Source organism: Xanthobacter lutulentifluminis (assembly GCF_043194675.2).
Taxonomy (GTDB): Bacteria; Pseudomonadota; Alphaproteobacteria; order Rhizobiales; family Xanthobacteraceae; genus Xanthobacter.
On the sequence record NZ_CM195525.1, the window covers coordinates 2,296,830 to 2,321,408 of the forward strand.

Sequence of the window (24,579 nt, forward strand, 5' to 3'; positions counted from 1 at the left end):
GCAGGGACAGGGGCCGCGCGCCCGGCCGGGCGGCCTCAGCCGCCGTGCTTCTCCAGGAAGGCCTCGATGGGCAGCACGCGGAAGTCCGGCAAAGCGGCGCGCAGCTTGTCGTGGCTCCAGTCCCACCAGGCGAGGGCCTGCAACCTTTCCGCGATCTCCGGCGGAAAGCGCCACTTGACGATGCGGGCGGGCACACCGGCGACGATGGCATAGGCCGGCACGTCCTTCGGCACCACCGCGCCCGCCGCCACCACCGCGCCGGTGCCCACCGTGCGACCGGCGAGCACCACCGCCCCGTGGCCGATCCATACGTCGTGGCCCAGCGTCAATTGCTGGTCGCGCCGCCACTGGAAGAACTCCGCCTCGTCGTCCTCGCCCGGGAAATAGGCGGAGGCGCGATAGGTGAAATGCGCCTGCGAGGCGCGCCAGGTGGGGTGGTTGCCCGGGTTCAGCCGCGTCATGGCGGCGATGGAGCAGAACCTGCCGATGCGCGCATAGGCGATGTCGGCGTCGTTCACCACGTAGGAGTAATCGCCCATCTCCACTTCCAGCAGCTTGGTGCGGGCGCCCACCTCGGTATAGCGGCCGAGGGTGGAGGCCCGCACCTGCGCGGTGGGATCGATGAGCGGCGTCTCGCCCAGCACCTTCATGACGCGGCCCCGAACGGAAAGCGGCCGGCGATGCGGAAGCGCGCGCCCGGCGCCTCCTGCACATACAGGGCGAGGTCGCTCACCATGCCCGGCACCTCGGCGCCGCTGGCGTGGAACACATCGCCGAGCGCATTGAGGGCATGGCCGCGATCCGCCTCGCGCAGCGGGCCGGTGAGGGTCATGTGGAAGCGGAACTCCTCCAGCACATAGGGGTAGCCATAGGCCTCCAGATACCCCGCCTGACGGGCGGAAAGCCGCTCCGGCCGGCGACGGGCGAGGTCCTCGGGCGTCAGCGGCGCCCGGAAGGCATCCAGCTCCAGCGCGCAGGCGGCGGCGAGGTCGGCGAGCTTGGGCGCCGGCACCTGCGGCACCAGCGCGATGAACGGCCCCAGCGCCCGCACCTCCAGCGGCGGCATCTCGAACGGATGATGCCCGGCCGCGCAGACCGCGACCGCGGCGGCGAGGTCGTCGGCGCTGCGGCCCTCGGCGAGGCGGAACGGCGCCTTCAACGTGCCATGAAAGCCGTAGCGGCGCGGCTCGGCGGTGGCGGCATGCCAGGTCTCCGCGTCGAAGCCGGCGAGATCGGGCGCGGCGGGCTCCTCGCCCGTCTGCGCGTCATAGCCGAGAATGGCGCTGCCGAAGCGCCACAGGGCGCTGTCGGCCCGGGGCGCGAGATAGATCGCGTAGCGGGGACCTGAGGTCGCCATGGCCGCGGCCACGCCGGTCAGCGCGGCAGGAACGGGTTGTGGGCCCGCTCGTCGCCGATGCTGGTGACGGGGCCGTGTCCCGGCAGGCACACGACATTGTCGCCCAGCGGCAGCAGCTTCTCGACGATGCCGGAGATCAGCTGGTCCGGATTGCCGTAGGGGAAATCCGTGCGCCCCACCGAGCCGCGGAACAGGGTGTCGCCGACGATGGCGAGGCCGAGCGGGCGGTAGACGAACACGAGATGGCCGGGCGTGTGCCCCGGCACATGCAGGATGTCGAGGGAGACATCCCCCACCGAGACGGTCTCCCCCTCCTCGAAATAGCGGTCCGGCGTCACCGGTCGCGCGCCCTCGATGCCGAAGCGGGCGGCCGAGGCGGGGATCTCGTCCAGCAGGAACTGGTCGGCCGCGTGCGGCCCCTCCACCGGCACGCCGAGGCTTTCGGCGAGCTCGGCGGCGCCGGCGGCGTGGTCCACGTGGCCGTGGGTCAGGATGATCTTCTCTACCGTCGCGCCGGTCTCCGCGAGCGCGGCGCGGATCTTGTCCAGGTCGCCGCCCGGGTCGATCACGGCGGCCTTCATGGTGCTGGTGCACCACAGGATCGAGCAGTTCTGCGCGAAGGGGGTGACGGGGACGACGGCGATCTGGATCGGCTGCATGGCGGCTCCGCTCGGGCGGCCGGGTCGCGGGCGGGGCCCGGCTCCGGCTGGGAACGGCGAGCGCGCGATCCGGGGGAGAATCGCCCGCTCGCACGGGGACAGGACGTGCGACGGGCGGGCGCCCGCCGTCTCAGCGCAGTGCGGCGCGCGCCAGCTCCACGAGGCGCAGCACCATGGGGGACCGGGGATCGGCAAGGGCATCCACCACCGTGAAGTGGTTCGCGCCCTCCACCTCGACGCAGCGGGCCGCGACGCCGGCCGCGCTCCAGGCGGCGGTGAGATCGCGCGACTGGCGCAGGAACTCGCTGCTTTCCGCGCCGCCGACGAAGGCGTCGAAGCTGCGCCCGGCCGGCACGCGCCACAGGGCCGGCGACCAGTCCCGCGCCTCGTCCGCGCCGAGCTTGAGGGTCTCGTTCAGCCGGGTCTGGCGCAGCGGCGCAAGGTCGTAGACGCCGGAGATGCCGAGGCCGCCGGCGATGGCCTCGGCGGGCGTGTCCACGTCCAGGGCGCGCCAGTCGGTGGCGGTGAGCACGGCGGCGAGGTGCCCGCCCGCCGAGTGGCCGCACACCACGATCGGCCGCCCCACCAGCCGGTACAGCGTGACCGCCGCCGCCCGCGCCTGCGCCATGATGGTGCCGATGGTGACCAGCGGCGCGAGATCATATCCGGCGAACGCCATGGCGACCCCGTGGGCGAGGCAGCCGCGGGCCGCGAAGGTGTGGTCGCGCGGGTGCAGGGAACGCCAGTAGCCGCCGTGCAGGAACAGCACGACGGGCGCGCGCCGGTCGGTCTCGGGCCAGACGATGTCGAGGATCTGGCGTGGGCCGGGGCCATAGGGCACGCCGAGATCGGCCGCCTCCGCCGTGCCGCGCAGCGCCGCCGAGGCCGCCTGCCACCGCTCGAAGATGGCCGGGTGCTCCGGCACCCGGGCGCGATTGTCGTATTCGACGTCGAGATCCATGGCGGCCTGACCCTTTGCCCGAACAGTCCTCAGTCCGAATCGCCGTGGGCGCTGCGAATGCGCCGCACCACCGACCATACCCCGAAGATGGCCAGAGGCACCGCCGCCGCCGTCACCAGCCCCACGTCGAGGTGGATGCCCAGCGTCTTCACGTCGAGCCCGCTCTCGTGGATGCCTTCGGCGAGGTGGTGCACCAGGCTGACGACGTAATAGGAGATGGCTGCCACCGAGAGCCCTTCCACCGTGCGCTGCAGGCGCAGCTGCAGGCGGGTGCGCTCGTTCATGGAGGTGAGCAGGTCGCGGTTCTGCTGCTCCAGCTCCACGTCCACGCGGGTGCGCAGCAGATCGGCGGTGTTGGCGAGCTTCTGGGCGATCTTGTCCTGCCGCTCCTCCACCGCGAAGCAGGTGCGCATGGCCGGCGCCATGCGGCGGTCGAGGAACTGCTGCCAGGTGGGAAAGCCCGGCACCGCCACCTCGCGGATGGTGGCGAGCCGCAGCCGCACGATCTCCATGTAGGCGCGGCTGGCGCCGAAGCGGAACAGCGACCCCGCCGCCCCCGCCTCCAGCTCGGCCGCCAGCGCCACCAGCTCGTCGAGAAGCTTGTTGTTGTCGGAGAGACCTTCGGCGCAGGTCATCTCGCCCGCGGCGACGGCGAGGCGCGCCTCGATCCGCGCGATCTCCGGCGACAGGCGCTGCGCCTCCGGCAGGCCGAGCAGGGCCAAGGTGCGATAGGTCTCGATCTCCAGCAGGCGCTGCACCAGCGCGCCGGCGGCATCGGCGCCCAACCCCCGGTTGCGCACCAGGATGCGCACGAAGCCGGAGGGATCGGCCATGAAGTCGGTGGCGATCTCGGCGAAACCGTCGTTCACGTCGGCGCGGGCGAGGCTGGAGCGGTCGAACACCTGCTCCAGGAACAGGTCCTCCGCCGTGTCGGGCACGAGGTGCAGGTCCACCGCCACCAGGAGGGGGCCGGGCTGGGGCACCTCGCCGAACGGGCTCGCCAGCGTCGCCGCCGGCGGCTGGAACGGCATGCCGCCGGGCTGGATGCCGGGCGAGGGCAGGTCCCACGTATAGGTGCAGAACTCGGCGTGGCTCTCCCAGCGCAGGTCGGCGCCGCCAAAGGAGACATGGTGGTATTTGGCGCCCGGCGCAGGGCCCGGCAGGCCGCGCGCGGTGCACAGGCGGGCCACGGCGGCGCGGTCGGCCTGGGCGCCGGCCGCATCCTGCAGGAAGGCGGCATGGAGCATCCGGCGCGGCGCCTCGGCCGGCGCGAACGGCCGGGCGTGCAGCTCGCGGAGCACTGCCGCGCGCAGGGGATGGGCCTCCAGCGCCCGCCCGTCGCCGATGACGAGATCGGCCCCGCCCTTGTCCATCGCGCTGGTCTCCTCGCCCGTGTCTTTTTTCCGTGCTTGCACGCCGCGCCCGCGCGATCAAGGCGCAGTTCGCCGCCGGAGCGCACGGGCGGGCGCGGCGAAAGGACCGGGGCGCCGCGCTGGGACGCCTCAGAGGTGGCGCAGCACCCGTGCCGGCGGGGCGGAAAGCGCCCGGAGCGTGCCGGCGAGGCCGATCCCCACCGTGATGACGAGGGCACCGCCGGTGGCCGCAAGGCAGGCGAGCGGCGAGAAGGTGAAGGCGATCTCCATCACCTCCACCACCACCACATAGGCGGCGAGGCTGCCGGCGGCGACGGCGAACACGGCGGTGGCGAGGCCGAGGCCGGCATATTCGAGGCCGTAGGCGAGGGCGAGCCGGGCCCGCGTCGCCCCGAGCGTCTTCAGGATGACGGCATCATAGATCCGCCCCTCGCGCCCCGCCGCCAACGCCCCCGCCAGCACCAGCACCGAGGTGAGGAGGGTGACGAGGCTGGCCGCGCGGATGCCGAGGGAGAGATTGTCCAGCATCCGCTGAGCCTCCTCCAGCGTCTCCTTGACCCGCACGGTGGTCACCGCCGGGAAGCGGGCGGCGGCGGCCTTCAGCAAGGCGACTTCCCGCGCCGTGTCGCCGCCATCCGGGAAGGCGAGGGTGGCGAGCACGGTGTGGGGCGCGCCGGCGAAGGTCGCGGGCGAGAACACCATGACGAAATTGATGCCGAGCCGCTCCCACTTCACCTCGCGCAGGTTGGCGACGCGGGCGGTGATGCTGCGCCCGAGCACGCTCACCGTCACCGTGTCGCCCACCCCGATGCCGAGGCCGGAGGCCATCTCCGCGTCGAACGAGACCAGCGGCTCGCGCTCCGCGCCGGTCCACCACTGGCCGGCCACCACGCGCGATCCTTCCGGCACGGCGGCGGAAGAGGAGATGCCGCGGTCGCTCTGCAGCACCCATGCAGCATCGGCGCGCGGCTTCACCTGCTCGGCCGGCACCCCCTTCACCGCGGTGATGCGCCCGCGCAGCATGGGCACGGCCTTCACCGCCGAGCCGGGCGCGGTCTCGGCGAGGAAAGCGCGGAAGGCTGCCTCCTCGCCGCTCGGCACGTCCACGAAGAAGAAGCTGGGCGCCTCCTGCCGCATGGGGCCGGCAAGCTCGCGGTTCAGGCTCGTGTCGATGAGGGCAATGGCCACCATCAGCGTCAGCCCGAGCCCGAGCGACAGCACCACGGACGGCGTGAGCGCGCCGGGCCGGTGGATGTTGCCGAGGGCGAGCCGCACCATGGCGTTGCGCGGGCGCGGCGCACGGCGGGCGAGGACCATCAGCCCGGCCGCCACCCCGCGCAACAGCACGAAGGCGCCGGCAGCGGCCACGAGGAAGATGCCGGCGGCGCGGCGATCATCCGAGGTGGCGAGCGCCAGCCCGGCGAGCGCGAGGCCGGTGACGCCCACCGCCGCCATCACTCCGGCCCCGGCGCGCGCGGTCGGCTCGCCGATGCCGTCCCGGAACAGGGCGGAGACACGGGCCGCCTGCGCACGCGCCAGCGGCACGAGGCAGAACAGGGCGGCGACCAGCGCGCCATAAAGGGCGGCGAGCGCCAGCGCCATGGCGTCGATGCGCGGCTCCAGCGGGAACGGCACCAGCGCGCCGATGGCGGCGGCGGCCACGAACGGCAGCACCGCCCCCAGCGCGAGGCCGATGGCGATGCCGAGAAGGGCGATCAGGCCGATCTCGATGCCGTAGATCAGGAAGATGTCGCGCCGCGTCGCCCCCACCGCCTTGAGGGTGGCGATCACCTCGCGCTTGCCGGCGAGATGGCCGGACACCGCATTGGCGACACCCACCCCGCCCACCAGCAGCGCGGTGAGCGCCACCAGCGTCAGGAACTGGCTGATGCGGGTCACGTTGCGGGCGATCTGCGGGGTTGCCCCGTCGCGGGTCCGCACCTCGAAGCCGGCCTCCCCGAACGGACCGCGCAGCGCGGCCATGACGGCAGCGAGCGCCGCCGGGCTCTCGTCGGCAAGGCGCAGGCGATAGCTCCAGCGCACGAGGCTGCCCGGCTGGATCAGGGCGGTCGAGGCCAGCGCATCGGCCGAGACGAGCAGCCGCGCGCCGAGGCCGACGCCGGACGACAGGCGATCCGGCTCGCTCTCCAGCACCGCGCGCACCTCCAGCGTCGCGTCGCCGAGCAGCAGGCGGTCGCCCACCTTCAGCCCCAGCCGGCCGAGCAGCACCGGATCGGCGGCGGCGCCGTAGACGCCATCCTTCAGACCCAGCGCCCCGGCCACCGGCAAGGGCGGGGAGAAGGTGACGGCGCCGGCCAGCGGCCAGGTGCCGTCCACCGCCTTCACCTCGGCCAGCGCCGCCTCGCCGCCCTGCGTGCGGGCCATGGCGCGCAGGAGCGCGACGGTGCCGAGCGTGCCGCGCGCGGAAAGATCCGCCCGCTCGTCGGGCGTCGCCTGCCGCTGCACCAGCGTGAAGGCGGCATCGCCGCCGAGGATGGACCGGCCCTCGCGCTCCAGCCCCTGCGTCAGCGCGCCGGCGAACGAGCCGATGCCGGCGATGGCCATGACGCCCAGCACCAGGCAGGCGAGGAACACGCCGAAGCCGCGCCGCGCGCCGCGCAACTCGCGCAGGGCAAAGCGCAGCGCCCGCGGGCCGCGCGGGCGACGGGACACGGCGGGGGTGGAGGTGATGGAGGCAAGCGTCATCACGCCACCGGCGCATCGACGCGGGGACGGGCGGCCTCTTCCGGCGCGATCCGGCCGGAGCCGAGCCGCACCACCCGGTCGCAGCGCCGGGCGAGCTCGGGATCGTGCGTCACCAGCACCAATGTGGTGCCGCGCGCGCGGTGCACGGCGAAGATAAGGTCCATGATGTGCCGCCCGGTGGCGGTGTCGAGATTGCCGGTGGGCTCGTCGGCCACCAGGATCGGCGGCTCCGGCGCCAGCGCGCGGGCGAGCGCCACGCGCTGCTGCTCGCCGCCGGAGAGCTGGGCGGGATAATGGTGCGCACGCTCGGCGAGGCCCACCGCCGTGAGCTCCTGCGCGGCGCGGGCGAAGGCGTCGGCGCGGCCGGCGAGCTCCAGCGGCACCGCCACGTTCTCCAGCGCGGTCATGGTGGGGATGAGGTGGAAGGACTGGAACACGATGCCGATGTGCAAGCCGCGGAAGCGCGCGAGCGCATCCTCGCCGAGGCCGGCGAGATCGGTGCCGGCGACGCGCACGGCGCCGCGATCCACCCGCTCGAGGCCCGCCATCACCATCAGCAGCGTCGACTTGCCCGAGCCGGACGGCCCCACGAGGCCGACCGCCTCTCCCGCCCCGATCTCGACAGAGATGTCCTTCAGGACATGGACACGGGCCGGTCCCGCGCCGAGCGAGAGGTCCACGTGCGAGAGCGAGATGCCGGAAAGCCGGGAGGAACGATCATCCATGCGTGAGAAGGCCGTGCGTGCGAGAGCGGGAAGAACCGATGCCACCAGCCGGCGGCGCAAACCATGGGACCCGGCATTTAAGGCGCTGGCGGGGCTGACGGCGGCGCTGGCGCTGTTCACGTTCGCGTCAGCGGCGCTGGCGGAGCCGGTGCGCATCGTCGCGTTCGGCGACAGCCTGACCGCCGGCTATGGCGTGCCGCAGGCCGATGCGTTCCCCACGCGGCTGGAAGCGGCGCTGCGGGCGAAGGGGCACGACGTGCGAGTCGAGAATGCCGGCGTCTCCGGCGAGACCGCGCCGCAGGGGCTTGCCCGGCTCGACTGGTCCATCCCCGACGGCACCGACGCGGTGATCGTCGAGCTGGGCGCCAACGACATGCTGCGCGGGCTCGACCCCGCCACCACGCGCGCCGCCCTCACCGGCATCGTCCAGCGTCTGAAGCAGCGGGGCATCGCCGTGCTGCTGGCCGGCATGCGTGCCGCGCCCAATCTCGGCAGGCCCTATCAGGAGGCCTACGACCGCATCTTCCCGGAGCTCGCGACCGCCGAGGGCGTGCTGCTCTATCCCTTCTTTCTCGACGGGGTGGCGGGCGAACCGTCGCTGATCCAGTCGGACGGGCTGCATCCCAACCCGCAGGGCGTGGCGCGGATCGTCACCGGCATCCTGCCCAAGGCGGAAGCGCTAGTGGCGGAAGCACGATCGTCCGCAGCGGGAAAGGCGCAGGCGAAGCCGAATTGAGCGCTCTGACGCATTTTTAATCCCCGCCCCGCCCACCTGCGGGCGCTTGACCAATACGTAGCCAGGAATCTAAATTCCGCCACTTTTCAGCGGGGCCGACCCCCGCATCGGCATTTCAGTGTCCGCGTTCGTGTTGCGTCTGCGTATCGGCTTTCATTGATCGCATGTGAGAACGAAAATGGTTCGCGAATTTGAATACAAGGGAGAGACGTTCCGCGTCACCGCCCACGGCATCCACGGCCACGAAGAGATCTTCATCGTCCATATGGAGGACGAAGGCGTGGAGGGCGCGGAGATTTCCATCGACCGGATGACGGAAGAGAACGACACCAGCGCCCCCATCGAGGACATCCTGGTGATGCTCTGCGACCAGCTGATCCCCCAGAGCGAGATCCGCGTGCAGAACCCCGAGGCGCCGTTCGCCTGGCGCGAGGGCAAGGTGGTGTTCGAGGTCCACAACGGCCTGCAGAAACACGACTGATCCGTTCGCCCCCCCTGAAATGACAACAGCCGCCCCGGCACCCCGGGGCGGCTGTTTCATGTGAAACAGGGTTAACGAAACCCTGCCGGCACGTCGGCAGGGCCGCGCGTCACTTCTTCTTCTGCGGCGCCGGCGCGGCCGGAGCGGGGGCGGTCGGCTTCGCCGGGGCCTCCACCACGATCTTGCGCGGCGGCAGCAGCTGCAGCGTCTGCACCACCTGGCCGGCGAAGCCGTTCAGCGTCGCGTTCTGCGCGGCGACGGTGGTGCGCTGCAGGGCCACGACCCGGCAATAGGCGGCGATCAGCGCATTGGCCACGTCCGAGGCGCGGGCCTTCGGGTTCTGCTGGTAGAGCGTGGTGGCGAGGGTCGCCGCCGCGTCGCCGCCGAGGGTTCCGGTCTGGCCGGCGAGGAGCTTGGTGGCGGCCGCCGAGAGATCGGCCGGCACCGCCTTGCCGTCGTCCGCCGGACAGGCCAGCGCGGCGGTGAGCTCGCGCGGCTCCTTCAGCACCAGCCCGTTGCCCACCGGCAGCGCCCAGGCGATGGACTGGCTGTCCACCGGGCCGCTCACCGTGCGGCGCGACACCTCCAGCGCCGCCTGCAGGGTGAAGCGGCGCAGCTCGGCGGTCTTCTGCCAGTCGGGGGCGTTGCTCTTGGCCACCACCGGGCAATAGGCGGCGGTCAGCGCGTCGACCACCGTGCCGGTGGCGGCGTTGCCCGAGGCGGCGTTGTAGGCGTCCACCATCATGGGAATGGAGCGCTGGCCCCCCGCCATCATGGCAGAGAGCGCGGCCACCGCCTTCGGGTCCGGCCCGTCGGAGCCGGGCGCGCCGCCCACGTCCGGGCAGGAGAAGGCGGAGGCGGCCTGGGTGCCGTAGTCCGGCGCCGGCGCGGTGGAACGCCACGCCGCCACCATGGAGGCGGTGACGTTCGGCGCCGCGCTGTTGCCCCAGGAGGTGCGCACGTAATTGGCGATGTCCGCCACCTGCTGGTCGCTGAGGCGGCCGGCGAAGGAGGGCATGGCGCCATAGGTGCCACCCGGCGGCAGGCCGCCGAGCACGGCCATCACCACATTGTAGGGCTCGGCCGCCACCACGGCCGGATTGCCGACGAGGGCGGGCACGGTGTCGCCGCGGCCGGCGCCCTTGTCCATGTGGCAGACGGCGCAATTGTCCACGTAGAGCCCGGCGGCGCGGGTGTAGACCTCGGGCGCCAGCGGCGAGGCGGCCTGCGGCGCGGGCACGTCCTTCGGCGGCGGGGCATCGAACAGATAGGTGACGAGGGCGGCGCGGTCCGCGTCGGTGAGGAAGCCGAGGGAATCGTGCACCACCTCGGCCATCGGGCCGAAGGCGGAGGTCTTGCCCGGCACCGAGCCGGTCTTGAAGAAGGTGGTGAGGGTGTCGGGCGTCCAGCCGTTCTTCACCAGCGCGGCGGAAGCGATGTCCGGGGCCCAGAAGCCGTCCACGTCGGCGCCGAGGAAATGCGCCTTGGCCTTGGTGGCGCCCATCACGTTGCGCGGGGTGTGGCAATCGCCGCAATGGCCGAGCGCGTTGACGAGGTAGGCGCCGCGGTTCCACGCCTCGCTCTTGCCGGCGGTGGGCTGGAAGCGGCCCGGATCGAAGAACAGCTCGCGCCAGGCCAGCATGCCGAGGCGGATGTTGAAGGGGAATTCCAGCGCGTTGGCCGGCGGCGTGTTGGGGATGGGCGGGATGGACCGCACATAGGCCCACAGCGCCTTCATGTCGTCGTCGGAAATCTCGGTGTAGGCGTCGAACGGCATGGCCGGGTAGAGGTAGGCGCCGTCCTTGCGGATGCCGTTGCGCACCGCGTTCACGAACTGGTCGTAGGTCCACAGGCCGATGCCGGTGGAGCGGTCCGAGGTGATGTTGGGTGAATAGATCGCGCCGAACGGCGTGTTCAGCGCGAGGCCGCCGGCGAAGGGCTTCGACTTGTCGCCCGTATGGCAGGGCATGCAGTCCGCCGCCTTGGCGATGTACTCGCCCCGCGCCACGAGGGCGGGGTCAGCCTGCTGCTGCGCCATCGCCGGCGCCGCGACCGAGAGGAAGCCGGCCGCGGCCACAGCCGCCAGCCCGCGGGATTTGCGCGACACCCTCACCATGCAACCCCCCTGCAAATTGATTCTGCTGTGTTGCTCTAGCTTAGACATTTTTCAAACAGGAGACATTGATCCGTACGCCAGCCCCGCGATAAGCCGGAGCCGCCGACGCCCGGCGGGGGCGTTCCGAGGGGCCCTCCCATGACCGCTGCCGCACAGCCGTTCCGCACCCTGAAGGTGGACGACCTCTCCCCCGCCGAGGCCGCGAGCGAGCACGCCGCCCTCGCCGCCGAGATCGCAGGCCATGACGCCGCCTATTACCGGGAGGACGCGCCCGTCGTCTCGGACGCGGAGTATGACGCCCTGCGCCGGCGCTACGAGGCCATCGAGGCGCGCTTCCCGGGCCTGAGGGGCGAGGACAGCCTGAGCGAGAAGGTGGGCACGGCGCCGTCCGAGAAGTTCGGCAAGGTGGTGCACGGCGTGCCCATGCTGTCGCTCTCCAACGCCTTCGCCGACGACGAGGTGGAGGAGTTCGTGGCGCGGGTGAAGCGCTTCCTCGGCCTCGGGGCGGAGGAAGAAGTCGTCTTCACCTCCGAGCCGAAGATCGATGGCCTGTCCTGCTCGCTGCGCTACGTGCGCGGCCGGCTCGAGGTGGCCGCCACCCGCGGCGATGGATCCGAGGGCGAGGACGTCACCGCCAACGTGCGCACGATCGCCGAGATCCCGGAGCGCCTCGCCGGCCCCGACGTGCCGGACATCATCGACGTGCGGGGCGAGATCTACATGGCCAAGGCCGATTTCGCGGCGCTGAACGCGCGGCAGGCGGAGGCGGACGACAAGATCTTCGCCAATCCCCGCAACGCCGCCGCCGGCTCCCTGCGCCAGCTGGACCCGGCCATCACCGCATCCCGGCCGCTGAAATTCTTCGCCTATGCCTGGGGCGAGGCGAGCACCCTGCCGGCCGAGACCCAGTTCGGCATGGTGGAGGCGTTCGCCCGCTGGGGCTTTGCCACCAACCCGCTGATGGTGCGGGCCATGAGCGCCGCCGAGTTGATCGCCCATTACCGCTCCATCGAGGCGCAGCGGGCGAGCCTGCCCTATGACATCGACGGCGTCGTCTACAAGGTGGACCGGCTCGACCTGCAGCGCCGCCTCGGCTTCGTCTCGCGCTCGCCGCGCTGGGCCATCGCCCACAAGTTCCCGGCCGAGCAGGCCACCACCGTGCTGGAAGCCATCGACATCCAGGTGGGCCGCACCGGCGCCCTCACCCCGGTGGCCAAGCTCACCCCTGTCACCGTGGGCGGCGTGGTGGTGGCCAACGCCACCCTGCACAACGAGGACGAGATCGCCCGCAAGGACATCCGCGTCGGCGACACCGTGGTGGTGCAGCGCGCCGGCGACGTGATCCCGCAGGTGGTGCGCGTCATTCCCGAGAAGCGGCCGGCGGATGCGAAGCCGTATGAATTCCCCCACCTGTGCCCGGCCTGCGGATCGCACGCCGTGCGCGAGGTGGATACCAAGTCCGGCAAGGTGGATGCGGTGCGCCGCTGCACCGGCGGCCTCATCTGCCCGGCGCAGATGGTGGAGCGGCTGCGCCATTTCGTGTCGCGCAACGCCTTCGACATCGAGGGCCTCGGCGAGAAGCAGGTGCGGGCCTTCTACGACTGGGGGCTGATCGCCTCCCCCGCCGACATCTTCACCCTGGAGGCGCGCAACGCCCGCTCGCTCCAGCGGCTGGAGAACCGGGACGGCTGGGGCAAGACCTCCGCCGCCAACCTGTTCGCGGCCATAGAGTCCCGCCGCACGGTGGCGGTGGACCGCTTCGTCTTCGCGCTGGGCATCCGCCACGTGGGCGAGACCAACGCCAAGCGCCTCATGCGCCACTATGGCACCGTCGAGGCGCTGGAGGCCGGCGCGCTCGCCGCCGCCATTCCCGGCGAAGCGCACCCCAAGGGCAACGAAGCCTGGCAGGAGATGCTCGCCATCGACGGCATCGGCGACGTGGTGGCCGAGGCGGTGATCGAATTCTTTCACGAGCCGCGCAACCGCGAGGTGGTCGCGGCCCTGCTCGCCGAGGTCGCGCCCGCGCCCATGGAGCAGGTGGCCGCCGAGAGCCCCGTCGCCGGCAAGACCGTCGTCTTCACCGGATCGCTGGAGAAGATGACCCGCGACGAGGCGAAAGCCATGGCCGAGCGGCTGGGGGCGAAGGTGGCGGGCTCGGTCTCGGCCAAGACCGACCTGGTGGTGGCCGGCCCGGGCGCCGGCTCGAAGCTGGAGAAGGCGCAGGCGCTGGGCGTGAAGGTCATCATCGAGGACGAGTGGTTCGAGCTGGTGGGGTGATCCCCGGCGCCGCCCCATCGGGTCGCGCCCCTTGACGCCCCGGCGGGAAACCCCCATTCCTCCCGCACCAGCCGGCCGGGCGGCCGCGGCATTTCGGTGTCGAGGAAAGTCCGGGCTCCACGCAGACACGGTGCCGGATAACGTCCGGCGGGGGCGACCCTAGGGAAAGTGCCACAGAAATCAGACCACCCGCGCACCGCCTCCGGGCCCGCGCGGGCCAGGGTGAAACGGTGGGGTAAGAGCCCACCGCGCGACCGGCAACGGGAGCGGCACGGCAAACCCCACCGGGAGCAAAGTCGAATAGGGACGGCACGGGCAACCACCCCTGTCTACGGGGCGCCGTCCGGGTTGACTGCTAGAGGCGCCGGGCAACCGGCGTCCCAGAGGAATGGCCGCCGCGCGGGCGCAAGCCCGCCGTACAGAACCCGGCTTACAGGCCGGCTGGTGCTCTCCCGCGTCGGGCGCGGATCATCCGCACGCGCCATGCGTGAAAACGGGTTGGCGTGGCGCTGCGTCACCGGCATAAGGCGGATTGTCCCGCGTTCTGCCGTGGATATGCCCCGCCCGCCATGACCAAGCTCCCGCCCGTTCCCCTCACCCTCGACGGCGCCCGCGCGGGTGCCCGCTCCATGCTGCCGCTGATGCCGGGCATCGCCGCCTTCGGCATGGCGTTCGGCGCCGCCTCCGTGCAGAAGGGCTTCTCCCTGGCGGAGGCCACCCTCTCCAGCGCCCTGGTGTTCGCCGGCCTCGCCCAGATGGTGGCGCTGGAAGGCTGGACCGACCGCTGGACCCCGGCGACGCTGCTGGCGCTCGGCCTGCTCACCCTCGCCGTCAACATGCGGCATGTGCTGATGGCGGCCTCGCTGCGGCCCTGGCTGGCACCGTTGCCGGCGTGGCAGGTCTATCCGGCGCTGATGCTGCTGGCCGACAACAACTGGGCCGGCGCCATGCGCTACCACCAGGAAGGCGGCAACGATGCCGGCTATTTCGTCGGCTCCGGCCTCATCACCTGGGTGATCTGGGTGATCGCGACGGTGGCGGGCCATGCCATCGGCGGCGGCATTCCGGACCCCAAGGCGGTGGGCATAGATCTCGTGGTCCCGGCCTTCTTCGTCGCCATGCTGCTGCCCAACTGGAAGGGCCGGCGCGAGGCGGTGGGCTGGGGGGTCGCCGCCGCCGTCTCGGTGGCGGTGTCGTTCGTGCTGCCGGGCTGGTGGTTCATCGTCATCGGCGCCATGGCCGGCGCCATCGCGGGCGGGTTTACCGACGATGCACGTTGATCCCGGCACCCTCGCCGCCATCCTGGTGATGGCCCTGGCCACCGCCTTCAACCGCTCGGCGGGCTATCTGGCGATGCGGCTCATCCCGGTGACGCCGCGGGTGCGGCGCATCCTCGATTGCCTTCCGGGCGCCGTGCTGGTGGCGCTGCTGGCGCCGGGCGCAGCCCATGGCGACAAGGCCATGCTGGCGGGTCTGGCGGCCGCCTTCGTCGCCACCAAGCTGACCGGCAGCGATCTCGCCGCCGTGGTCGCCGCCATGGCGGTGGCGGCCGGCCTGCGGGCGCTGGGGGTCTAGGACGCCGGGATGCTTGGCACCGGGGGGCGCCGGCCGAGGCCGGCGGGACGCCCGGAGGCCGGCCCGCAAGGACCAGGGCGACCCCTCGCTGCCGCACCGCCGGCCACGCCCGGCGGTGGGTCTGTGCCGGGGAACTGCGCCGGCGCCACGCTCGGCGGCGACTTGTCCGGATGAAGATTGAGGCTGTGGGGCCGTCGCCCGCGTCAGACCAGGGCCGGGCGGGCGCGCCGGCGCCGGGCAATCCTTCCGGGGACATAGAACAACGCGAGACGAACCACCGTTCGCGCCCTGCTGCGGCAGGGAGCCGATGCGTCGCCGGCAGCGACGGGCAAGTTACGTCCAGCCCCGTCGGACCGGCCCCGCGACCACTCTCATCGTCCGCCGGCCCGAAGGCAGGAGGCCGGAGCGCCGTGCCGGCGTCAGCCCGGCTGGCCGGGCCTGGCGGCGGCCTGGGTGCCGGGCGCGGGCACGGCGGCCGGGGTGGAGGACGGGGCCGCCGGTTCCGCGGGCTTGGGCTTCGGCTTCGGCTTGGGCGCGGTGATGGAGCGCACCTGGGCGATCACCTCGTCGTGCAGCCGGGGCGACTTCTCGATGTTGAAGTGGTCGATGTTGCCGATGGCGTTGAGGTTGCGGTTCACCAGGTTGCCGCGGAAGCCGGGGCCGCCGCCGAGGCGCTTACCGTAGCCGTTGTTGGACTGGTAGTAGTTCACGAAATAGCCCAGCGAGGGGCCGATCTCGGTGACGCCCACCGGGTCGAAGGTCACCACCAGCTTGGGCGGGGTGCCGAGGGCGGTGAGGCGCTGCGCCATCTCCACCGCGGCATCGGCGCCGAGCGAATGGCCGACGATGATGATCGGCGCGTTGCCGTTGGCCCGGCTCTCCGACGAGGCGGCGGAGGCAAGCTGCTGCCACTGGCCGTATTCGTGCACCGTGGCGGGGATGCCGCGCGCGTTCAGCTTGGCGGCCAGGTCGTCCATGCCCAGCGAGAACACGTTGGCGAGGCCGCGCAACAGATAGACATGGCCGCGGGACTGCTGGGCTGACGCCGGCAGGGCGGCACAGAGCATGACGAACGCTGCGATCAGCGCCAGGACGAAGCGCGGGCCAGTCTTCATGAGTCACCGTTCCTGATGATGAGGCGAGTTCTGCCGCCAAACGGCCATGCCTTCAACTGGCGAGTGGCCGCCGGAGCGCATGACGCGGCGGTGACACGCAGCTTTTTCCCGCGGCCGTGTCCTGCCTGCATCACGCGGACGTGTCTGATTGCCGTTCCGGAAGTTTGATACCACCGCACCTTGCATCGCGCCGCCACGCATTTAAGTTGCACAATGTCGACAAGGGACGCAGATAACGTCGCAGGCGAGGGTGGAACGTGAGCGCACCTCTTCATGGCTCGATCCCGTTGCGGAAGGCCAGCGCATTGGCATCCGGTGCGCAGGTGCTTTGCAACCTGCAGCTCGACACGGACGAGGAGGCCATCCACACGGCGGGACGGCCGCGCAGGCCGCAGGCCCCCGATGCGCGCCCGCCCGGCGGAGTGCTGGTGGTGGCGGCGCTCTCGGCGGTGTCCGGCGCGATCATGGGGATGGTGTTCGCCGGCTACCTCACCCTCGCCGCGGCGGTGGTGCTGAGCCTTGCGGTGGGCCTCGCCGTCGGCATGTGGATCGGCGGCCTCGGCCGATAAGGCCGGGCAGAACCCTGTTCTGACAGGATTTTTCAGCGGGGCGCCTCAGGCCCCGCCCACCAGCAGCACATGCAGGCTGCGCGGTCCATGCGCTCCCAGCAGCAGGGTCTGCTCGATGTCCGCCGACCGCGACGGACCGGTGATCCAGTTCACCGTGCGCGGCATCACCCCCGGCCCGAACCGCTCGCGGATGCGGCCCCACACGCTCTCGTAGTCCGCCGCCACGTCGGCCGCGTCCACAACCACCAGATGATGGTCGGGCAGCAGGTTGAGCGTGCTCGGGTTGTCGGGGCCGGACAGCATCACCAGCGACCCTGATTCGGCGACGCCGGCGAAGGCATGGGACAGGCCGGCGAGCTGGCGTCCATCGGAGGGTCCGATCCACACGTCGAGGTTGGGCTCGCGCGCCCACGGCAGGGCGGCAAGCCGGGGATCGGTGCCGCGCAGGATGCTGGGCGGCAGGTTTCGCCCGCGCAGGTAGGCGGCGATGGCGCCGGGCACCGCATCGGCGGACGGCAGATGATCGATGGTGGCCGCGGCCGCGAGCACCATGTCGCGGAACAGGGCGAGGCGCGCCTCGAGGGGCATCTGCGCGCGGGCGGGCACGAGGCCGGCGGGATGACCGGCAAGGCGGGCCTCCACCTCCTGCCGGCGCGGCGCCTCGCGGGAGGTGACGCCGAGCGCCCGGCGCACCGAGGCGAAGACGGTTTCGCGCGAGGATGTCATGCCGAGGCTCCCGTGCCGCCGGTGCGGGCCGCAGCCTCGCGCCGCTCCTGCTCCCTCGCCCACCACTGGGCCTGGAAGGTGCCGCCCTGCGGGGCGGGGAAATCGCGATGCCGGGTCCAGCCGCCGGCAAGCGGCAGGGAGGCGAACCGGCCCCTGGCGCGCCCCATCAGCGCCAGCGCGCCCATGGCGAGGCGCGTCGCCGGCCGGTAGAGCCAGCCGCGCCGGGCGAAGAAGCCCCACACGCCGAGCCCGAAGCGCTGCGGCGCCGGGGTCAGGTGGCGCTCGAACTCCTTCTCGCGCCAGTGCCGCATGAGCTTCGGCAGCGGGATGCGCACCGGGCACACCTCCTCGCAGCGGCCGCAGAAGGTGGAGGCGTTGGGCAGGTTGGCCGCCTTCTCGATGCCGATCAGCGAGGGGGTCAGCACCGAGCCCATGGGGCCGGGATAGACCCAGCCGTAAGCGTGCCCGCCCACCGCGTGATAGACCGGGCAATGGTTCATGCAGGCGCCGCAGCGGATGCAGCGGAGCATCTCGCGCAGCTGGCCGCCGAGCATGCCGGAGCGGCCGTTGTCGAGGATCACCACATGATACTCGCCGGGCCCGTCCGGGTCGCCGGAGCGGCGCGGGCCGGTGGAGAAGGTGGTGTAGACGCTCATCTCCTGACCGGTGGCCGAGCGGGCGAGCACGCGCAGCAGCTGGCTCACGTCCTCCAGCGTCGGCACCAGCTTCTCCAGCGAGGCGAGCACGACATGGGCCTTCGGCAGGGTCTGGGTAAGGTCGCCGTTGCCCTCGTTGGTGACGATGATGGAGGTTCCGGTCTCCGCCACCAGGAAGTTGGCGCCGGTGATGCCCACGTCGGCCGCCAGGAACTTCTGGCGCAGCTCGCCGCGCGCCTCCGCCAGCAGCGCCGTGGGCTCCGACAGGTCGCGCTCCGGCGGCAGGTGGGCGTGGACGCGGCGGAAGTCCTCCTCCACCTGCTCCTTGTTGAGGTGGATGGCGGGCGCGATGATGTGGGAGGGCGATTCCCCGCGGATCTGGATCAGGTACTCGCCGAGGTCGGTCTCCACCGGCTCGATCCCGGCGGCGGCAAGGTGGTCGTTGAGGCCGATCTCCTCGGAGATCATGCTCTTGCCCTTGGTCGCCGTGCGCGCGCCCAGCCGCTTGCAGATGTCGGTGATGATCTCCCGCGCCTCGGCCGCGTCCACGGCGAAATGCACGTGGCCGCCGGCTTCCGTCACCTTGGCCTCGAACCGCTCGAGGTAGAGGTCGAGATGGGCCAGCGTGTGGTTCTTGATGTCCCGCGCGGAGTCGCGCAGGGCCTCGAACTCGGGCAGCTTTTCCGCCGCCGCCGCGCGCTTGCCGATGAAGCCGGGCCCGACTTTCGACAGCGCCTGCTGCAGCGGGGCGTCGGCCAGCGCCTCGCGCGCATTGTCCTTGAAGCGGGGAGAGGTGATCTCGACGCTCATCGCCGGCCCTCCTTCGCGAGGCCCGCCGGGGCCGGCTCGCCGATGGCCGGCTCGGCGCCCATGCCGGCCAGCACTTCCGCCACATGCCGCGCCACCACCGGGTGGCCCTCGCGCTGGAGCTTGCCGGCCATGTTCATGAGGCAGCCGAGATCGCCGGCCAGCAGGGTGTCGGCCCCCGAGGCGGCGATGTTGGCGGCCTTCTTCTCCACGATGGCGTTGGAGACGTCCGGATATTTCACGCAGAAGGTGCCGCCGAAGCCGCAGCAGGTGTCCGAATCGGCCATCTCCACCAGCTTCAGCCCCTCCACCGAGGCGAGGAGCGCGCGCGGCTGCGCCTTCACCCCCAGCTCGCGCAGGCCCGAGCAGCTGTCATGATAGGTGACGGTGCCCTCATAGCGCGCCGCGACGCCGGTGACGCCGCGCACGTCCACGAGGAAGGACACCAGCTCGAACACCTTGGCGCAGAAGCGGTCCACCCGCGCCGTCCAGTCCGGCTCGCCGGTGAACAGCTCGGGATAATGGGTCTTGATCATGCCGGCGCACGAGCCGGAGGGCGCCACCACGTAATCGAAGTTCTCGAACGCGCGGATCACCTGCTCGGCCAGCGCGCGGGTGGTGGCGCGGTCGCCGGAATTGAAGGCCGGCTGGCCGCAGCAGGTCTGCGGCGGCACGTCCACCGTGCAGCCGGCGTCCTCCAGAAGCTGCGCCGCCGCGAACCCCACCGAGGGCCGGATGGTATCCACGAGGCAGGTGCAGAACAGGGCGACCCGCGGCGGATGGGCCGCGTCGTGCGGAGGCTGATGGGTCATGAACCGTGATGCCTGCTTGTCGCGGCGGGGCGCCAGGGCGATTGCCGCATTTTGAAACGATTACATATCACCCCCCGCACCGGGCGGGAATGGCCGGGCCGCGTTATACCGCCACCACCAGCCGGGCGCCCGGAGCGAGCCGCGCGAGCAGGCGCCGCATGTCGGCCCGGCGCAGCGCCACGCAGCCTTCGGTGGGCCTGAAGCCCGGCCGCGCCAGGTGGATGAACACCGCCGATCCGCGGCGGGCGATTCGCGGCCGCTGGTTATGGTCGAGCACCAGCACCATGTCGTAGAGGTCGTCGTCGCGCCACATGCGCTCGTGCGAGACCTTCCGCGGGCCGGCGAGGGGCAGCGTCACCGGGCGATTGTAGCGCCGGTCGGAGGGCTCGTCGCACCAGCCGTCGGAGGGCTTCAGGGGCCGGGCGGGCAGGCGCGTCACCGGGCGCGGACCGTGGTCGGGCCGATACAGCAGGCGCTCGATGCGCCAGCGCCCGGCGGGGGTGCGGCCATCCCCCTCGCGCTTGTCGCAGGCAGGCCCCGCGCGCCCCAGCGCCACCGGCATCGCAAGGCCGCCCGCCACCAGCAGCCCGCGGTGCGACGCGCCCGGACGGCGCCGCACGCTGATTTTTGAGATGCCCACAGGATATGCAGCCGTCATGACCTAGTTTAGTACCTCGCGACGCAGCCCGATGGATGGAAATTTGCGCCGATCCATGGACATGCTGTACTTGCGCGATTCGCTCGCCCGCAAGGGCGCAGGAGGAATTGATGGCCAATGCGTGGAAAATCCTGGTGGTCGAAGACGACCCGGAGCTGCGCGACGCCCTGATCGAGCAGCTCGCGCTCCAGGATGAGTTCGAGCCGGTGCCGGCCGAGACCGCCGGCCAGGCGCTGGAACAGGCGAAGAACGGCGCGGTGGATCTCGTCATCATGGACGTGGGCCTGCCCGACATGGACGGGCGCGAGGCGGTGCGCCAGATGCGCCGCAACGGCTTCAAGGCGCCGATCCTGATGCTCACCGGCCACGACACCGACAGCGACACCATCATGGGGCTGGAGGCCGGGGCCAACGACTACATCATCAAGCCGTTCCGCTTCGCCGTGCTGCTGGCGCGCCTGCGCGCGCAGATGCGCTCCCACGAGGCGAGCGAGGACGCGGTGTTCGCCATCGGCCCGTATTCGTTCCGGCCCGGCGCGAAGCTGCTGCTGACCGAGCGCGGCTCCAAGATCCGCCTGACGGAGAAGGAGACCGCGATCCTGCGCTATCTCTACCGCGCCGGCAAAACGCCGGTGCCGCGCGAGACCCTGCTGCAGGAAGTGTGGGGCTACAACTCCGGCGTCACCACCCATACGCTGGAAACCCACATCTACCGCCTGCGCCAGAAGATCGAGCCGGACCCCTCCAACCCCACTTTGCTCGCCACCCAGGCCGGCGGCTACAAGCTGGTGCCCTGACCTGCCGTCCCGTTCCCGTCCCACCCGCAGCCAGTCGAGGAAGCATCGTCCGTGAGCATCGAGAAGGACATCGCGCTGCTCCGCGGGGTCGCCACCTTCGACATGCTCGGCGGCGACGCCCTGCGCGAGATCGCCGCCACCGGCACACAGCGCCGCATCGCCGCGGGCGAGACGCTGTTCCGCCATGGCGAGACCGCCGACTGCGCCTTCGTGGTGGCGTCGGGGCTGGTGCGACTGGTGGACGATCGCCGGGCCGATGCCCCGCGCGTGCTGAAGGAGGTCGGCACCGGCACGCTCATCGGCGAGACCGCGCTGATCGTGCCGACTCCGCGCCCCGTCACGGCCATCGCGGCCGCAGACACCGAGCTGCTGGTGCTCAGCCGCGCCGCCTTCCTGCCGGTGCTGGAGCGTTTCCCCGAGCTCACCGCCAAGCTCCGCCGCGCCATCGCCAAGCGGCTGGAGGATACGTTGCGGGCGCTCGACACGGTCCGCATCAAGCTCGAGGACCAGCGGCCCCGCCAGCGCCGGCGCCGCTGAGCGATCTCAGGCCGCGAGCAGCGGCCCTGCCGCCGCCAGCAGCGCCACCACCAGCAGGGGCGGGGCGCGCCACACGGTCAGCAGCAGGAAGCCGGCCGTCGCCGCCGCGAAATCCGGCGCATCGAACACCGCCCCGGTGAACACCGGGCTGTAGAGCGCCGACCCCAGCAGCCCCACCACCGCGGCATTGGCGCCCCGCATGGCCGCCTGCGCCGGCGCCCGGCGCCGCAGCCCGTCCCAGAACGGCAGCATCCCCGTCACCAGCAGCAGTCCCGGCAGGAACACGGCCACGAGGGCGATGGCGGCCCCGGCGACGCCGTTGGGCGACGGGCCGGCGGCCGCGCCCAGAAAGGCCGCGAAGGTGAACAGCGGCCCGGGCACCGCCTGCGCCAGTCCGTAGCCTGAGAGGAAGGTCTCCGGCGTCACCCAGCCGGTGGTCACCACCTCGGCCTGCAGCAGCGGCAGCACCACGTGCCCGCCGCCGAACACCAGCGCGCCGGACCGGTAGAAGGCATCGAACAGGGCGATGGCCTGCGCGCCCGTCGCCGCCGCCAGCGCGGGCGGCAGCAGCAGCAGCGCCGCGAACAGGGCGAGCAGGACGACGCCGGTCCGGCGCGAGAGGGGCACGGGCAGCGCGCCGGCCGTCACCGGCGGCGCGGCTTCCGCGGACGCGCGGCACAGCAGGAGGCCGGCCAGCGCGCCGCCGGCGATGGCAGCCACCTGCCCGAGGGCGGAGCCGGCGAGCACCACGAGCGCCAGCGCGGCGAGGGCAATTCCGGCGCGGGGGCGATCGGGTGCGAGGCTGCGGGCCATGCCCCACACCGCCTGCGCCACCACCGCCACCGCCACCAGCTTCAGCCCGTGCAGCACACCTGCAGCGCCGCTGCCCGAGAGGTCGGCGGCGGCGAGGGCGCAGGCCACCAGCACGAGGGCCGAGGGCAGGGTGAAGCCGGCCCAGGCGGCCAGCCCGCCAAGAAGCCCGCCGCCACGCATCAGGCCGAGGGTGAAGCCGAGCTGGCTGGAGGCCGGGCCGGGCAGGAACTGGCAGAGGGCGACGAGATCGGCATAGCCGGCCTCGTCGATCCAGCGCCGGCGCAGCACCAGCTCGTCGCGGAAATAGCCGAGGTGGGCGATGGGGCCGCCGAACGAGGTGAGGCCCAGCTTGAGGAAGGCAGCGAACACCTCCCCGGGCGTCCCTTGCGCGACACCGGCGGGCAAGGGCTGTGCGCGCGGCGCGTCCTGATCGCTCATGGTGTCCAGCCCCGGTGAACCGGCGCTGTGATGTCATCGCGGCCGGCCGAGCGTCAAGCGCCCTCGGCCGGCCGCGTCAAACCGCCCGCCACTCCCCGGGAGCCGCAGGCTCAAGGGAGCGGCGGGCCCGGCGCTCCGCCGCCCCGCATCGGCGGGCGGCGCCGGGTGGCTCGCGCCTCAGGCGGCCGCGGCGGGGGCCGGAACGGTCTCCGGCTCCTCCAGCTCGTCCTCGATGGAATAGTGCTCGCCGTTGAGGGCGCGGTTGAGCTTGACGGTGTCCAGCTCGCCCTCCCAGCGCGCCACCACGATGGTCGCCACCGCATTGCCGATGAAGTTGGTGATGGCCCGGCACTCGGACATGAAGCGGTCGATGCCGAGGATGAGGGCAAGGCCCGCCACCGGCACCGAGGGCACCACCGAGAGCGTCGCCGCCAGCGTGATGAAGCCCGCGCCGGTGATGCCGGCCGCGCCCTTGGACGACAGCATGGCCACCAGCAGCAGCAGCACCTGCTCCTCCAGCGACAGGTGGATGCCGGTCGCCTGGGCGATGAACAGGGCAGCCAGCGTCATGTAGATGTTGGTGCCGTCGAGGTTGAAGGAATAGCCGGTGGGGATCACGAGGCCCACCACGGGCTTGGCGCAGCCGGCTTTCTCCATCTTCATCATCAGGCCCGGCAGGGCGGCTTCCGAGGAGGAGGTGCCGAGCACCAGCAGCAGCTCCTCGCGGATGTACTTGAGCAGCTTCCAGAGCGAGAAGCCGTTGTAGCGCGCCACGAGGCCGAGCACGACGAACACGAACAGCGCCGCGGTGATGTAGAAGGTGAGGATCAGCAGCGCGAGGTTCGCCACCGAGCCGATGCCGTACTTGCCGATGGTGAAGGCCATGGCGCCGAACGCGCCGATGGGCGCCGCCTTCATGACGATGGCGACCAGCCGGAACATGGCGCTCGCGGCCGAGTTCAGCACCTCCAGGAACGGCTTGCCGTACTCGCCGACGCCGCCGAGGGCGATGCCGAACAGCACCGAGAAGAACAGCACCTGCAGGATGTCGCCCGCCGCCAGCGCCGAGACCGGGGTGGCGGGGATGATGTCCATTAGGAAGTTGACGATGGAGGCGTCATGGGCCTTGGCGGTGTAGGTCGCCACCGCCTTCGGGTCGAGGGTCTTCGGGTCGATGTTGAAGCCCGCGCCCGGCTGCACCACGTTGGCGACGATGAGGCCGATGATGAGCGCGAGGGTGGAGAAGGTGAGGAAGTAGATCATGGCCTTGCCGGCCACGCGCCCCACCTTGCCGAGGTCGCTCATGCCGGCGATGCCGGTGACCACGGTGAGGAAGATGACCGGCGCGATCACCATCTTCACCAGCTTGATGAAGGCATCGCCCAGCGGCTTCAGGCTGGCGGCGAAGTCGGGATAGAAATGGCCCAGCAGGATGCCGGCGGCGATGGCGACCAGCACCTGGAAGTACAGGTGATGATAGAATTTGCGCGGATGGGCGTGCGCGGGCGCGGCGGGTATCGCGTGGGCCATGGAAGGTTCCTCCGTGACGCCGGGATGCCTCTGTCGGGCACGTCTGGCGCCGGATGCTGCGGTGACGGGTCGGCGCATGGCGCCGGGTACGCCGAATACAAGCGCAAGCCGCATGCCAGTCCCGCGCGGCACGCACGCCTTCATTAATCCATTGT

23 protein-coding genes and 1 other RNA gene are annotated in these 24,579 nt (G+C 71.8%); 9 read left to right on the forward strand and 15 right to left on the reverse strand.

Going from position 1 to position 24,579, the window contains the following annotated elements; all coding sequences use genetic code 11:
• Nucleotides 1–35 precede the first annotated feature (35 nt).
• From V5F49_RS10485 to V5F49_RS10515, 7 genes are all read right to left on the reverse strand, one after another.
• Nucleotides 36–650 carry an LbetaH domain-containing protein gene (locus tag V5F49_RS10485; protein WP_394115854.1) on the reverse strand — a complete coding sequence of 205 codons (615 nt, stop codon included), beginning with the start codon at nt 648–650 and terminating at the stop codon, nt 36–38.
• Nucleotides 647–1,357 carry a DUF1045 domain-containing protein gene (locus V5F49_RS10490; RefSeq protein WP_394115853.1) on the reverse strand — a complete coding sequence of 237 codons (711 nt, stop codon included), beginning with the start codon at nt 1,355–1,357 and terminating at the stop codon, nt 647–649. The genes V5F49_RS10485 and V5F49_RS10490 overlap by 4 nt, the downstream gene beginning before the upstream one ends.
• A gap of 17 nt (nt 1,358–1,374) precedes the next feature.
• Nucleotides 1,375–2,016 (reverse strand): MBL fold metallo-hydrolase, encoded by a 642-nt coding sequence (locus V5F49_RS10495; protein ID WP_394115852.1) that lies wholly within the window; start codon nt 2,014–2,016, stop codon nt 1,375–1,377.
• 130 nt (nt 2,017–2,146) lie between these two features.
• On the reverse strand, nt 2,147–2,977 hold the full coding sequence (locus V5F49_RS10500) for an alpha/beta hydrolase (RefSeq protein WP_394115851.1): 831 nt from the start codon (nt 2,975–2,977) through the stop codon (nt 2,147–2,149).
• A 29-nt stretch (nt 2,978–3,006) separates the two neighbouring features.
• Nucleotides 3,007–4,350, reverse strand: a complete 1,344-nt coding sequence (locus tag V5F49_RS10505; RefSeq protein WP_394115850.1) for a DUF3422 family protein — start codon at nt 4,348–4,350, stop codon at nt 3,007–3,009.
• 129 nt (nt 4,351–4,479) lie between these two features.
• The gene (locus V5F49_RS10510) at nt 4,480–7,056 is read right to left on the reverse strand and encodes an ABC transporter permease (protein WP_394115849.1); all 2,577 of its coding nucleotides are present in this window, start codon (nt 7,054–7,056) and stop codon (nt 4,480–4,482) included.
• Nucleotides 7,056–7,781: an ABC transporter ATP-binding protein gene (locus tag V5F49_RS10515; protein WP_394115848.1), complete on the reverse strand. Its 726-nt coding sequence runs from the start codon at nt 7,779–7,781 to the stop codon at nt 7,056–7,058. Before V5F49_RS10515 ends, V5F49_RS10510 begins: the two co-directional genes overlap by 1 nt.
• Here V5F49_RS10515 and V5F49_RS10520 point away from each other — a divergent pair.
• A complete protein-coding gene (locus V5F49_RS10520) occupies nt 7,780–8,517 on the forward strand; it encodes an arylesterase (protein WP_394115847.1) in 738 nt (245 codons plus the stop codon). The genes V5F49_RS10515 and V5F49_RS10520 overlap by 2 nt on opposite strands.
• 178 nt (nt 8,518–8,695) lie before the next feature.
• Nucleotides 8,696–8,998, forward strand: a complete 303-nt coding sequence (locus V5F49_RS10525; RefSeq protein ID WP_394115846.1) for a hypothetical protein — start codon at nt 8,696–8,698, stop codon at nt 8,996–8,998.
• 109 nt (nt 8,999–9,107) lie between these two features.
• Here V5F49_RS10525 and V5F49_RS10530 read toward each other — a convergent pair whose 3' ends face one another.
• Nucleotides 9,108–11,114, reverse strand: a complete 2,007-nt coding sequence (locus tag V5F49_RS10530; RefSeq protein ID WP_394115845.1) for a c-type cytochrome — start codon at nt 11,112–11,114, stop codon at nt 9,108–9,110.
• A gap of 138 nt (nt 11,115–11,252) precedes the next feature.
• On the opposite strand from V5F49_RS10530, the gene ligA reads away from it, so the two are divergent.
• The 4 genes from ligA to V5F49_RS10550 all read left to right on the forward strand — a co-directional run bounded on the left by ligA (nt 11,253) and on the right by V5F49_RS10550 (nt 14,966).
• Nucleotides 11,253–13,391: an NAD-dependent DNA ligase LigA gene (gene ligA, locus V5F49_RS10535; RefSeq protein WP_394115844.1), complete on the forward strand. Its 2,139-nt coding sequence runs from the start codon at nt 11,253–11,255 to the stop codon at nt 13,389–13,391.
• Between the two features lie 67 nt (nt 13,392–13,458).
• Nucleotides 13,459–13,840, forward strand: an RNA gene (gene rnpB, locus V5F49_RS10540) — RNase P RNA component class A.
• Between the two features lie 120 nt (nt 13,841–13,960).
• A complete protein-coding gene (locus V5F49_RS10545; RefSeq protein ID WP_394115843.1) occupies nt 13,961–14,671 on the forward strand; it encodes an AzlC family ABC transporter permease in 711 nt (236 codons plus the stop codon).
• On the forward strand, nt 14,661–14,966 hold the full coding sequence (locus tag V5F49_RS10550) for a branched-chain amino acid transport AzlD family protein (RefSeq protein WP_394115842.1): 306 nt from the start codon (nt 14,661–14,663) through the stop codon (nt 14,964–14,966). Before V5F49_RS10545 ends, V5F49_RS10550 begins: the two co-directional genes overlap by 11 nt.
• A gap of 419 nt (nt 14,967–15,385) precedes the next feature.
• Here the strand turns inward: V5F49_RS10550 and V5F49_RS10555 are convergent, their stop codons facing one another.
• Complete coding sequence (locus tag V5F49_RS10555) at nt 15,386–16,081, reverse strand: thioesterase domain-containing protein (RefSeq protein ID WP_394115841.1); 696 nt, start codon at nt 16,079–16,081, stop codon at nt 15,386–15,388.
• A gap of 257 nt (nt 16,082–16,338) precedes the next feature.
• Between V5F49_RS10555 and V5F49_RS10560 the strand changes: the two genes are divergently transcribed.
• Complete coding sequence (locus V5F49_RS10560; RefSeq protein ID WP_394115840.1) at nt 16,339–16,650, forward strand: hypothetical protein; 312 nt, start codon at nt 16,339–16,341, stop codon at nt 16,648–16,650.
• Between the two features lie 45 nt (nt 16,651–16,695).
• Here V5F49_RS10560 and V5F49_RS10565 read toward each other — a convergent pair whose 3' ends face one another.
• From V5F49_RS10565 to V5F49_RS10580, 4 genes are all read right to left on the reverse strand, one after another.
• On the reverse strand, nt 16,696–17,376 hold the full coding sequence (locus V5F49_RS10565) for a LutC/YkgG family protein (protein ID WP_394115839.1): 681 nt from the start codon (nt 17,374–17,376) through the stop codon (nt 16,696–16,698).
• Nucleotides 17,373–18,842: a LutB/LldF family L-lactate oxidation iron-sulfur protein gene (locus V5F49_RS10570; protein ID WP_394115838.1), complete on the reverse strand. Its 1,470-nt coding sequence runs from the start codon at nt 18,840–18,842 to the stop codon at nt 17,373–17,375. Before V5F49_RS10570 ends, V5F49_RS10565 begins: the two co-directional genes overlap by 4 nt.
• Entirely contained in the window at nt 18,839–19,651 is an 813-nt protein-coding gene (locus V5F49_RS10575) for a (Fe-S)-binding protein (RefSeq protein ID WP_394115837.1), read from the reverse strand. Before V5F49_RS10575 ends, V5F49_RS10570 begins: the two co-directional genes overlap by 4 nt.
• Nucleotides 19,652–19,754: 103 nt before the next feature.
• Nucleotides 19,755–20,270 (reverse strand): L,D-transpeptidase family protein, encoded by a 516-nt coding sequence (locus tag V5F49_RS10580; protein ID WP_509210771.1) that lies wholly within the window; start codon nt 20,268–20,270, stop codon nt 19,755–19,757.
• 149 nt (nt 20,271–20,419) lie between these two features.
• Here V5F49_RS10580 and V5F49_RS10585 point away from each other — a divergent pair, with 149 nt between their 5' ends.
• Together V5F49_RS10585 and V5F49_RS10590 are read left to right on the forward strand one after the other, a co-directional pair.
• The gene (locus V5F49_RS10585) at nt 20,420–21,106 is read left to right on the forward strand and encodes a response regulator transcription factor (RefSeq protein ID WP_394115835.1); all 687 of its coding nucleotides are present in this window, start codon (nt 20,420–20,422) and stop codon (nt 21,104–21,106) included.
• Between the two features lie 51 nt (nt 21,107–21,157).
• A complete protein-coding gene (locus V5F49_RS10590) occupies nt 21,158–21,643 on the forward strand; it encodes a Crp/Fnr family transcriptional regulator (RefSeq protein WP_394115834.1) in 486 nt (161 codons plus the stop codon).
• A gap of 6 nt (nt 21,644–21,649) precedes the next feature.
• Here the strand turns inward: V5F49_RS10590 and chrA are convergent, their stop codons facing one another.
• Nucleotides 21,650–22,894: a chromate efflux transporter gene (gene chrA / locus V5F49_RS10595; protein WP_394115833.1), complete on the reverse strand. Its 1,245-nt coding sequence runs from the start codon at nt 22,892–22,894 to the stop codon at nt 21,650–21,652.
• 177 nt (nt 22,895–23,071) lie between these two features.
• Nucleotides 23,072–24,424 (reverse strand): dicarboxylate/amino acid:cation symporter, encoded by a 1,353-nt coding sequence (locus V5F49_RS10600; RefSeq protein ID WP_394115832.1) that lies wholly within the window; start codon nt 24,422–24,424, stop codon nt 23,072–23,074.
• Nucleotides 24,425–24,579: the final 155 nt, after the last annotated feature.

Coding starts and splice junctions, on each gene's coding strand:
- V5F49_RS10585 (WP_394115835.1), top strand. CDS start 20,420: ATGGCCAATGCGTGGAAAATCCTGGTGGTCGAAGACGACCCGGAGCTG.
- V5F49_RS10485 (WP_394115854.1), bottom strand. CDS start 650: ATGAAGGTGCTGGGCGAGACGCCGCTCATCGATCCCACCGCGCAGGTG.
- V5F49_RS10530 (WP_394115845.1), bottom strand. CDS start 11,114: ATGGTGAGGGTGTCGCGCAAATCCCGCGGGCTGGCGGCTGTGGCCGCG.
- V5F49_RS10510 (WP_394115849.1), bottom strand. CDS start 7,056: ATGACGCTTGCCTCCATCACCTCCACCCCCGCCGTGTCCCGTCGCCCG.
- V5F49_RS10570 (WP_394115838.1), bottom strand. CDS start 18,842: ATGAGCGTCGAGATCACCTCTCCCCGCTTCAAGGACAATGCGCGCGAG.
- V5F49_RS10555 (WP_394115841.1), bottom strand. CDS start 16,081: ATGAAGACTGGCCCGCGCTTCGTCCTGGCGCTGATCGCAGCGTTCGTC.
- V5F49_RS10490 (WP_394115853.1), bottom strand. CDS start 1,357: ATGGCGACCTCAGGTCCCCGCTACGCGATCTATCTCGCGCCCCGGGCC.
- ligA (WP_394115844.1), top strand. CDS start 11,253: ATGACCGCTGCCGCACAGCCGTTCCGCACCCTGAAGGTGGACGACCTC.
- V5F49_RS10550 (WP_394115842.1), top strand. CDS start 14,661: ATGCACGTTGATCCCGGCACCCTCGCCGCCATCCTGGTGATGGCCCTG.
- V5F49_RS10565 (WP_394115839.1), bottom strand. CDS start 17,376: ATGACATCCTCGCGCGAAACCGTCTTCGCCTCGGTGCGCCGGGCGCTC.
- V5F49_RS10505 (WP_394115850.1), bottom strand. CDS start 4,350: ATGGACAAGGGCGGGGCCGATCTCGTCATCGGCGACGGGCGGGCGCTG.
- V5F49_RS10600 (WP_394115832.1), bottom strand. CDS start 24,424: ATGGCCCACGCGATACCCGCCGCGCCCGCGCACGCCCATCCGCGCAAA.
- V5F49_RS10575 (WP_394115837.1), bottom strand. CDS start 19,651: ATGACCCATCAGCCTCCGCACGACGCGGCCCATCCGCCGCGGGTCGCC.
- V5F49_RS10495 (WP_394115852.1), bottom strand. CDS start 2,016: ATGCAGCCGATCCAGATCGCCGTCGTCCCCGTCACCCCCTTCGCGCAG.
- V5F49_RS10520 (WP_394115847.1), top strand. CDS start 7,780: ATGCGTGAGAAGGCCGTGCGTGCGAGAGCGGGAAGAACCGATGCCACC.
- V5F49_RS10500 (WP_394115851.1), bottom strand. CDS start 2,977: ATGGATCTCGACGTCGAATACGACAATCGCGCCCGGGTGCCGGAGCAC.
- chrA (WP_394115833.1), bottom strand. CDS start 22,894: ATGAGCGATCAGGACGCGCCGCGCGCACAGCCCTTGCCCGCCGGTGTC.
- V5F49_RS10525 (WP_394115846.1), top strand. CDS start 8,696: ATGGTTCGCGAATTTGAATACAAGGGAGAGACGTTCCGCGTCACCGCC.
- V5F49_RS10545 (WP_394115843.1), top strand. CDS start 13,961: ATGACCAAGCTCCCGCCCGTTCCCCTCACCCTCGACGGCGCCCGCGCG.
- V5F49_RS10515 (WP_394115848.1), bottom strand. CDS start 7,781: ATGGATGATCGTTCCTCCCGGCTTTCCGGCATCTCGCTCTCGCACGTG.